Annotated in this window: 3 protein-coding genes; all 3 read left to right on the top strand. The window is 63.9% G+C overall.

All coding sequences use genetic code 11. The features are described 5' to 3' along the window. A partial coding sequence (locus WCB02_RS41800) for a CysS/YqeB C-terminal domain-containing protein (RefSeq protein ID WP_423968842.1) occupies window positions 1-210 on the top strand: 210 nt, incomplete at its 5' end. Between the two features lie 115 nt (window positions 211-325). Beyond that, a complete protein-coding gene (locus tag WCB02_RS41795) occupies window positions 326-829 on the top strand; it encodes a GNAT family N-acetyltransferase (RefSeq protein WP_423968840.1) in 504 nt (167 codons plus the stop codon). Then, window positions 826-2424: a citramalate synthase gene (gene cimA, locus WCB02_RS41790; protein WP_423968837.1), complete on the top strand. Its 1599-nt coding sequence runs from the start codon at window positions 826-828 to the stop codon at window positions 2422-2424. The genes WCB02_RS41795 and cimA overlap by 4 nt, the downstream gene beginning before the upstream one ends. Window positions 2425-2546: the final 122 nt, after the last annotated feature.

Genomic DNA, 2546 nt, shown 5'->3' with positions numbered 1-2546 from the left:
GATCCAGGGAACGTCGATTACCAGCAGACGCTAAAATCGCAGCGAGGCGGAATCGACGAACCCAGGGTGAGGGCACTTATTGAATCTCGCACCGCCGCCCGTGCGCGAAAAGACTTCAAGGAATCCGATCGCATCCGCGATGAGCTTGCCGCGATGGGCATTGCGATCAAGGATTCCAAGGATGGCACCACCTGGGAGGTCGCGCGATGAGCAAGCCCGATACGCCGTTTCCGCGCCATTGGCTCTATTATATCGCGCTGAAGCTCCTGCTGATTGCCGGCGCGGTGGCGCTGGTGCTGAAATATTACGGGCTGTGGTGAATGCGATGGGACAGACCTTGCCGAAACCCGCGCTGCGGCCGTACCTCGCTGATGACAAGCCTGTGCTGGCGGCGATCTTCACCGCGGCGATCGAGGAATTGACCGGCGACGACTATAGCGAAGCGCAGCAGGAAGGCTGGGCCGCGGCCGCCGCCGACGAGCAGGCGTTCGGCCAGCGGCTGGCCTCCGAACTCACGCTGGTCGCCACGCTGCAGAACTCGCCGGTCGGCTTTGCCGCGTTGAGGGGCAAGGATCACATCGACATGCTCTACGTCCATCCCGGCGTCGTTGGCCAGGGGGTGGGGTCGATGCTGTGCGATGCGCTGGAGAAGCTCGCCGCCGGCCGCGGCGTCAAGAGCCTGACCGTCGATGCCAGCGACAACGCGGAAGAGTTCTTCAAGAAGCGCGGCTATGTCGCGCGCCAGCGCAACACCGTCACCGTCAACGGCGAGTGGCTTGCCAACACCACGATGCAGAAGACGCTTGCAACCGGTGGAGCGCAGGCATGAGCAAGGAACGCCTCTATCTGTTCGACACCACGCTGCGCGACGGCGCGCAGACCAACGGCGTCGATTTCACCCTGCATGACAAGCGGATCATCGCCGCCATGCTCGACGATCTCGGCATCGACTATGTCGAAGGCGGCTATCCCGGCGCCAATCCGACCGACACCGAGTTCTTCGCCGAGAAACCCAAACTCGATCACGCCCGCTTCACCGCCTTTGGCATGACGCGGCGGCCCGGCCGCTCGGCCTCCAACGATCCGGGGCTCGCCGCACTCCTGGACGCCAAGGCGGACGCGATCTGCTTTGTGGCAAAATCCTCGGCCTACCAGGTGCGGGTGGCGCTCGAGACCACCAACGAGGAAAACCTCGCCTCGATCCGTGACAGCGTCCAGGCTGCGAAGACGGCCGGCCGCGAGGTCATGCTCGACTGCGAGCATTTCTTCGACGGCTACAAGGAAGACCGCGAATTCGCGCTGGCCTGTGCGAAGACGGCCTACGAGGCCGGCGCGCGCTGGGTGGTGCTGTGCGACACCAATGGCGGCACCATGCCGCACGAGATCGAGGCCATCGTCGAAGACGTCGTCAAGCACGTGCCCGGCGACCACGTCGGCATCCATGCCCATAACGACACCGAGCAGGCGGTGGCCAATTCGCTGGCCGCGGTGCGTGCCGGCGCGCGGCAGATTCAGGGCACGCTGAATGGGCTCGGCGAACGTTGCGGCAACGCCAATCTCTGCTCGCTGATCCCGACCTTGAAGCTGAAGCGCGAATTCGCCGACGCCTTCGAGGTCGGTGTGTCCGACGCAAAGCTCGCCAGCCTGATGACGGTCTCGCGCGCGCTGGATGACGTGCTCAATCGCGCGCCGAACCGTCACGCGGCCTATGTCGGCGAAAGCGCCTTCGTCACCAAGACCGGGATACACGCCTCCGCCGTGCTGAAAGACCCCCAGACCTACGAGCATGTGGCGCCCGAGACGGTCGGCAATCGTCGCAAGGTGCTGGTGTCCGACCAGGCCGGCCGTTCCAACGTGATCGCCGAGCTCGATCGCGCCGGCATTCCCTATGACAAGAAGGACCCGAAACTCGCCCGTCTGGTCGAGGAATTGAAGGAACGCGAGGCGGCGGGTTTCGCCTACGAATCCGCCAATGCCTCGTTCGACCTGCTGGCGCGGCGCACGCTTGGAAAGGTGCCGGAATATTTTCGGGTCGAGCAGTTCGACGTCAATGTCGAGCAGCGCTACAATGCCAACGGCCAGCGCGTCACGATGGCGATGGCGGTGGTCAAGGTCGACGTCGCCGGCGAGCACCTGATTTCGGCCGCGGAAGGCAACGGTCCGGTCAACGCGCTCGACGTCGCGCTGCGCAAGGACCTCGGCAAATACCAGAAATATATCGACGGGCTGAAGCTGATCGACTACCGCGTCCGCATCCTCAATGGCGGCACGGAAGCGGTGACGCGGGTGCTGATCGAGAGCGAGGACGAACTCGGCGAGAGCTGGACCACGGTCGGCGTGTCGCCCAACATCATCGACGCCTCGTTCCAGGCGCTGATGGATTCGGTGATCTACAAGTTGGTCAAGTCCGGCGCGCCGGCGTGAGCAACAAGGGATGACCGTCATTGCAAGCGAAGCGACTTGTCCGCCGAAGGCGCAAGCAATCCATCGGGCCGGGGCAAAGAAAGAATGGATTGCTTCGTCGCTGCGCTCCTCGCAATGACGGT

Origin of the sequence: Bradyrhizobium sp., assembly GCF_049581145.1 — a bacterium.
Classification (GTDB): Bacteria; Pseudomonadota; Alphaproteobacteria; order Rhizobiales; family Xanthobacteraceae; genus Bradyrhizobium.
This window is presented reverse-complemented; position numbering and strand designations above follow the sequence as displayed.